The 6651-nt window shown below is 73.3% G+C and carries 7 protein-coding genes; 2 read left to right on the forward strand and 5 right to left on the reverse strand.

All coding sequences use genetic code 11. From position 1 onward, the window contains the following. Positions 1-274: DUF2071 domain-containing protein (locus IPZ69_RS46020; RefSeq protein WP_235460890.1), on the forward strand; the 274-nt coding region annotated here is incomplete at its 5' end. A 21-nt stretch (positions 275-295) separates the two neighbouring features. Here IPZ69_RS46020 and IPZ69_RS46025 read toward each other — a convergent pair. The 3 genes from IPZ69_RS46025 to IPZ69_RS46035 form a co-directional block, all read right to left on the reverse strand. Then, positions 296-730, reverse strand: a complete 435-nt coding sequence (locus IPZ69_RS46025; protein WP_235460891.1) for a DUF7144 family membrane protein — start codon at positions 728-730, stop codon at positions 296-298. Positions 731-787: 57 nt separating this feature from the next. Beyond that, complete coding sequence (locus IPZ69_RS46030; protein WP_235460892.1) at positions 788-1204, reverse strand: SHOCT domain-containing protein; 417 nt, start codon at positions 1202-1204, stop codon at positions 788-790. 122 nt (positions 1205-1326) lie between these two features. Beyond that, positions 1327-1986, reverse strand: a complete 660-nt coding sequence (locus tag IPZ69_RS46035; protein ID WP_235460893.1) for an HdeD family acid-resistance protein — start codon at positions 1984-1986, stop codon at positions 1327-1329. A gap of 155 nt (positions 1987-2141) precedes the next feature. Between IPZ69_RS46035 and IPZ69_RS46040 the strand changes: the two genes are divergently transcribed. After that, positions 2142-3551: a DUF2252 domain-containing protein gene (locus tag IPZ69_RS46040; protein ID WP_235460894.1), complete on the forward strand. Its 1410-nt coding sequence runs from the start codon at positions 2142-2144 to the stop codon at positions 3549-3551. A gap of 19 nt (positions 3552-3570) precedes the next feature. On the opposite strand, the gene IPZ69_RS46045 is transcribed toward IPZ69_RS46040, so the two are convergent. Both IPZ69_RS46045 and IPZ69_RS46050 read right to left on the reverse strand, forming a co-directional pair. Then, positions 3571-3768, reverse strand: a complete 198-nt coding sequence (locus IPZ69_RS46045; RefSeq protein ID WP_235460895.1) for a hypothetical protein — start codon at positions 3766-3768, stop codon at positions 3571-3573. A gap of 137 nt (positions 3769-3905) precedes the next feature. Next, positions 3906-6530 (reverse strand): LuxR C-terminal-related transcriptional regulator, encoded by a 2625-nt coding sequence (locus IPZ69_RS46050; protein ID WP_235460896.1) that lies wholly within the window; start codon positions 6528-6530, stop codon positions 3906-3908. Between the last annotated feature and the right edge of the window lie 121 nt (positions 6531-6651).

Genomic DNA, 6651 nt, shown 5'->3' on the forward strand with positions numbered 1-6651 from the left:
GCCGATCGACGAGCCGACCCCGCTGGAACGGTTCCTGACCGCCCGGTGGGGTCTGCACGTGGCGTGGCACGGCCGTACCGCTCATCTGCCCAACGAGCATGCGCCGTGGCCACTGCGGCGGGCCGAACTGCTGGCCCTCGACGACGGGTTGGTCACCGCCGCCGGGCTGCCGGCCCTGTCCGGCCCGCCGGTGAGTGTGCTCTACTCCCCCGGGGTCGCCGTACGGTTCGGGACCCCGGCGCTGCTTGCGCAGCCGTCAAGTCGCGTTCGCTAGAACGCACTTGGCCGTCCGCACTCACCTGGTGCCCATCGGTGTACCGCCCGGCTTCTCGGGCCGCACCGCGCACAGGGCCCAGATGACGAAGCCCGAGAAGGCGATCATCACGATCGACCAGACCGGGGAGTACGGCAGGTCGAGGAAGTTGGCGATGATGATCAGGCTCGCGATGGCCACGCCGCCGATCCGTGCCCACATCGGTGCCTGGAAGAGGCCGATGCCGACCACGACGGCGATCGCGCCGAGGATGAGATGGGTCCAGCCCCAGCCCGTCAGGTCGAATCTGAAGACATAGCTGGGGGTGCTGACGAAGACGTCGTCCCGGGCGATCGCCATGATGCCGCGGAAGACGTCGAGCACGCCGACGATGGTCAGCATGACGGCGGCGAAGGTCACCATGCCTTCGGCCCAGGCCACCTTCTGGCCCTCGGGCGGTTGGTGTGTAGCGGTCATCGCTCTGCCTCATTTCCTTTCGTGCGGCCCCGTACGGCCCGCCGGAGTGCCCGGCGGTCAGCCCAGGACCTTGGCCTTCGCCCGCTGGAACTCCTCGTCCGTGATGTCGCCCCTGGCGCGGATCTCGGACAGCTTGGCGAGCTGGTCGACGCTGGTGGGCGCGGCCTGCGGGCCGGCGGTCTCCCGGATGTACTGGTCGAACTCCGCCTTCTGCGCGCGGGCCTGGGCCACGTCGCGGCTTCCCATGCCCCTGCCCCGTGCGATGACGTAGACGAGGACGCCCAGGAAGGGCACCACGAGCACGAGGAGGAGCCAGCCCGCCTTGGCCCACCCGCTGATCGAGTCGTCGCGGAAGATGTCCACGATGACCCGGAAGAGCAGGATGAACCACATGATCCACAGGAAGAACCAGAGCATGGTCCAGAAGGCGCTCAGCAGGGGATAGTCGTAGGCGAGGTATGTGTGCACGGCCACTGCTCTCCTCCTCGGTCGCGGGTGGACACCCCGGTGGCTGTCCGGCCCACCTCAGCGTCCGTGTCACGGTCTTTCGGCGCCTCACCCGGGAAGGGTGATCGTCACGGGCGTGCGCCGGCGGCTCACCCCGTGGTGGCGGGACGGTCCGCCGAGCGGGCCTCGGCCTCCTTGCGGAGCGCGGACCGCAGGGCGAACGCCAGCACCAGCTCCGCCACTCCGAGCAGGACCAGCCACAGCCCGAGCAGCCGGGTCAGGACGACGGCGGACTCGGTCGGCAGGGCGAGCACCACGATCCCGGCGGCGACCCCGAGCGCGCCCGCGGCGAACAGCACGCCCCGGTGCGGAAGGCCCTTGACGGAGATCGCGCTGTAGAGGGTCAGCATGCCGGACACCAGCCAGGTCGCGCCGACGATCAGCGACAGCGCGGCGATGGTCTGCAGCGGGTGACGCAGGCACAGCACACCGGCCACGACGAACAGCGCCGCGAGCAGGAGGCGGGCGAACCGCTCGCCGTGCGAGGCCGGGGCGAAGACCGAGACGAACCGGAACACACCGCTCAGCAGCAGGTACAGGCCGATGATGACCGCCAGGACGTGCAGGGTCTCGTCCGGCCAGACCAGCACCAGGATGCCGGGGACCAGGGTGACGAGTGCCGAGCCCAGTGCCCAGAGCCAGGAGCCGCCGACGGCGGCCAGCACCGCCATCGGCTCGCCCTCCGGTCCGAAGACCGTGTCGTCGGGGGTCCGGTCGGGGCCGACACGCGAACGGGGCGGTTCGGTCATGGCTCCTCCTCGCCGGATCGGTGCGGCCGGTGCGGAACCCCCGACGCCACGGTGTGGAGGGACCGCTCCGGGGCTCAGCCTCCTCCGCCTCGCCCCGGTCTGGATCACCCGCCACGGGTGAGCCGTCCGGGGCTTCCCGAGAGTGCAGTGGGGCCATGACGTCCCTCAGCACCCTCCCCTCTCCCCTGTCGGCCACCGCGAGGGCACAGGCCGGCCGGGAGGCCCGCGGGCGGGTGCCGCGCACGGCCCACGCCGGGTTCACCCCGGACGAGCGCCGGCCCGACCCCGTCGACGTGATCGAGCGGCAGTCCGCGCTGCGCGTGCCCGAGCTCGTGCCGATCCGCTACGGCCGCATGCTGGAGTCGCCGTTCCGTTTCTACCGCGGGGCCGCCGCCATCATGGCGACGGATCTGGGGGCACTCCCGGACACGGGCCTGAAGGTCCAGCTGTGCGGGGACGCCCATCTGCTGAACTTCCGGCTGCTGGCCTCCCCGGAGCGCCATCTCGTCTTCGACATCAACGACTTCGACGAGACCCTGCCGGGGCCCTTCGAGTGGGACGTGAAACGGCTGGCGGCCAGCTTCGCCATCGCCGGCCGCGCCAACGGGTTCCCGGTGCGGGTGCAGGACGCTCTCGTCCAGGAGTGCGTGCAGTCCTACCGGCGCCGGATGCGCGAGCTGGCCGGGATGCGCACGCTGGACGTCTGGTACGCGCGGGACGACGCGCGCCGGATGCAGTCGCTGTTCGACTCGCCGCCGAGCAAGGAGGCCAGGCGGCGCATCGCCGAGGCCTCGGCGCAGGCCCGTACCCACACGCAACTGCAGGCCTTCGCCAAGCTGACCCAGGTCACGGCCGAGGGCCGGCGGTTCACCGCGGACCCACCCCTGATCACCCCCATGCGCGCGGTGGCGGGCGACACGTCCTACGGCCTGGAGGAGAAGGACCTGCAGGCGATGCTGGAGCACTACGCCCGCAGCCTGTCGTCCGAACGCCGGCATCTGCTGCGGAACTACCGGCTGGTGGACATGGCACGCAAGGTGGTGGGCGTGGGCAGCGTCGGCACGCGGTGCTGGATCCTGCTGCTGCTCGGCCGGGACGTCGACGATCCGCTGGTGCTGCAGGCCAAGGAGGCGCAGGACTCGGTGCTGGGCCCCTTCGCCGGTGGCGAGGGGTACGACAATCAGGGGCGCCGGGTGGTGTCCGGGCAGCGTCTCATCCAGTCCGCCAGCGACATCTTCCTGGGCTGGACCCGTGAGACGGGCATCGACGGACAGGCCCGGGACTTCTACGTGCGTCAGCTGCGGGACTGGAAGGGCATCGCGCGTCCCGAGACCATGGACCCGGATCTGCTGGCCCTGTTCGGCCAGTTGTGCGGGGCCGGCCTGGCCCGGGCGCACGCGCGTTCCGGGGATCCGGTGGCCATCGCGTCCTACCTCGGCGGCAGCGACCGCTTCGACCGGGCGCTCATCTCCTTCGCCCAGGCCTACGCCGACCGGAACGAGCGGGACTTCGCGGCGCTGGGCGAGGCCGTACGGGCGGGCCGGGTCACCGCCAGGTCGATGTGAGTGCCGCTGTTCGACGCGCTCACTCCGGCAGCCGGCGCATCTCCAGGACGTGCAGGCCGAGCGACTGGAGCCGGGCCAGCAGCCCGTACAGGTGCGCCTCGTCCACGACGGGGCCGAACAACAGGGTCTCGTCGGACACGACCACATGGTCGAGCTCGGGAAAGGCTTCGGCGAGCGTCTCCGACAGGCGTCCGTCGATGCGGAACTCGTACCGCATGAGCTGCTCTTTCCGCGGGTGGCGTGTGCGCAGGCGAACTGTGCCCTCCCCACGATCGTCCGTCGTCGCGGGCCGTGCGGCCTCACCCGGCACAGGTGAACCGGCGGGGTCGTCCGGGCGGATCGCGCGGGAGTCCGTCACAGCAGTCCGAGTTCGCGGGCCCGGCGTACCGCGTCGCCGCGCCGGTTCACCGAGAGCTTGCGGTAGACGCTCTTGAGGTGAGTCTTGACCGTGTTGACGGACACGTACAGGTCCGCGGCGATCTCCTCGGTGGACATCAACTGGGCCAGCCGGCGCAGGACGTCGCGTTCGCGCGCGCTGAGTTCCTCGACCACCGGCGCGTACGGCTCGGTGGCGGCAGCCGCCCGGGGCGTGGCACCGGTGAGCCACTCGCCGGCCGCCTCCCGGACCGGGGGGCCTGCGAGGACCGGGCGGATCCACGGTCCGGCGGCGCGGAAGGGGCGGCGCAGGCGGTCGCGCCGGCCGTCGTGCAGGGCCTGGACGACGAGCCGTCGGGCGCCGGCGGTGTCGCCCGCGCGGGCGGCGGCCTGGGCACGCACCAGGGTGGCCGGCACGGTGAGCGAGGGACCACAGCGGCCACCGGCGGGCAGACCGTCGAGGAGGTCCAGGGCCTTGGCGCCGTCCCCGGCCTCGACCCGGGCCCGCGCGGCCGCCACAGCGCAGGCGGGGTGCCGCTCCGCGGCGGGTTCCAGTACCTTCGCGGCCGCGTCCGGACGGCCCTCGGCGAGGTGGGCCGCGGAGGTGACCAGGGCCGCCTGGTCCTCGGCCCAGGGCGAGGGGACCACCGTGCCGACGTCCGGTCCGGCGGCGTCCACGGCGGCCTGGAAGCGCCCGCGGGCCAGCAGCAGCCGCGACTCCGCGAGGGCGCGGCAGGCCGCCAGTACCGGGTCCTGCGCGCCGTCGCGGGGACCGGTCGTCTGGTCGATCAGGGCCTGCGCCGCGTCCAGTTCGTCGCGTTCGACGGCCACGGCGGCCAGCACGAGCCGCGCGAGGTCGGAGCGCGAGGGCGGCGGCACCCCGTGCCGGTCGGCCGCCTTCAGCGCGGTGAGCGCCTTCTTCTCCGCCCGGCCCGTCCAGCCGTCCAGACAGTCGATCAGGGCGAGCAGGCCGAGGGACTCCTGGCGGGGCAGCGCCGTGGCGGCGCCGCCGGGGCTGTTCACCGCCTCGGTCAGCACGGTCCGGGCCTCGTCGAGGCGTCCGGCCCACAGGCGGGTCGAGCCGAGGTGGGTCAGCAGCAGCGCGGTGAGTTCGGGGTGCCGGTCCAGGCGTTCGGCGGGCAGGGCCCGGCGCAGGTCGTCGGCGACGCCGGCCGCCCACTCGGCCCGTGCCGGGGCACCGGTGAGCCGGGCGGCGACTGCTTGCAGGAAGGCGCAGCTCAGCTGGGCCGGGACGGGGTCGGCACCGTCCGTGGTCAGCTCGTGCTCGGCGCGCCTGAGGTGGGCCAGGCCGTGGTCGAGGTCCAGGTCGGCCAGTTCGCGGGCCGCGAGGACGAGGTTCGCGGCCGGGCCGTCGGCTCGCGGCGGCATACGGGAGAACAGCGCGGCCAGGTCGTCGGAGCGCAGGCCGGTGAACAACTCGCCGATCGCCAGGTCGTCGACGAGGGCGCCGGAGGTGAACTCCCAGTCGCCCGCGGCCGCGCCGTGGGCGAGCGCCTCGGCGAGCGTGCCGGAGCCGGCGAGCCAGCGGGCGGCCCGGCGGTGCAGTTCGGTCTCCAGCCCCGGGTGGCGGACCCGCAGATGGGCCCGCAGGATCTCGGCGAACAGGGGGTGCAGGCGGTACCAGGCGTGCCCGAGGGGTTCGACGAACGCGTTCTCCCGGCGCAGCCGGTCCAGGATGGGTCCGGCGTCGGTCCGGCCGGTCAGGGCGTCCGCGAGTCCGGGCCTGAACCGCTCGACCACGCTCACGCGCAGCAGCAGGTCCTGGGTCTCGGGCGGCTGCCGCTTGAGCACCTCGGCCAGCAGGAAGTCGGCCACCGGGCTGCGGTCCGCGTCGCACTCCTTCAGACAGAGCTCGGGGTCCGCGCTGCGCTGGGCGGCCAGCGCGCACAGGCACAGTCCGGCGGCCCATCCCTGCGTACGGCGCACCAGCGCGTCCGTCGTGTCCGGTGGCAGCCGCAGGCCGTGGGTCTCCAGCAGGGCGGCCGCCTCCCCTTCGGTGAAGGCCAACTCCGCGCCCCGGATCTCGGTGATGGTGCCGGCGGCCCGATGACGGTGCAGCGGGAGGAGGGGCTCACTGCGGGTGACCAGGATCAGCCGCAGGCCCGGGCCGGCGTGGTGGAGCACGAACTCCAGCTGTTCGGCGATCTCCGGGTCGGTCACGCGCTCGAACTCGTCGAGGACCAGGATCGCGGGCATGTCGCGGCCACTGAGGTCGGCGGCGAGGCGGGCCGGCAGGGCATGGTCGACACGGCTCGCGTGGGCCGGGAATCCGATGCCGGACGACAGCCGGGTGCCGGCCACGCGCAAGGCGTGCAGCAGGTAGGCCCAGAACACGCCGGGCGCATGGCCGCCCGACTCGGCGGTGAGCCAGGCGACCGGCTGCCCGAGGCGCGCCGCCCAGTCGGCGACCAGCACGGTCTTGCCCGACCCTGCCGGTCCGTCGACCAGGGTCAGCGGGGTGGCGAGCCCCTGGTCCAGGCGTCCGAGGAGGCGCTCGCGGCGCAGGAACGTGGCCGGCCGTTCGGGCGGGACGAACCGGGTACCGGGGAAGGGGCCCCCACGGGCGTCGGCACGCACGCCCACCGCCCCACAACCCTCCCCGTACTCATTGACCACGGAACTCACCGCCACCGTCCCTCGTCCCTCGTCCCTCAGGCCATGGCCGGCGTTGCCCTCAGTCTGGCAGCCCCCACGGGCATGTGCA

The organism is Streptomyces olivochromogenes, assembly GCF_021538895.1.
GTDB classification, from domain to species: domain Bacteria; phylum Actinomycetota; class Actinomycetes; order Streptomycetales; family Streptomycetaceae; genus Streptomyces; species Streptomyces olivochromogenes_A.

What these genes read in the sequence shown, in the direction of transcription:
- IPZ69_RS46045 (WP_235460895.1), bottom strand. Translation starts at nt 3,768, where the DNA reads ATGCGGTACGAGTTCCGCATCGACGGACGCCTGTCGGAGACGCTCGCC.
- IPZ69_RS46040 (WP_235460894.1), top strand. Translation starts at nt 2,142, where the DNA reads ATGACGTCCCTCAGCACCCTCCCCTCTCCCCTGTCGGCCACCGCGAGG.
- IPZ69_RS46025 (WP_235460891.1), bottom strand. Translation starts at nt 730, where the DNA reads ATGACCGCTACACACCAACCGCCCGAGGGCCAGAAGGTGGCCTGGGCC.
- IPZ69_RS46035 (WP_235460893.1), bottom strand. Translation starts at nt 1,986, where the DNA reads ATGACCGAACCGCCCCGTTCGCGTGTCGGCCCCGACCGGACCCCCGAC.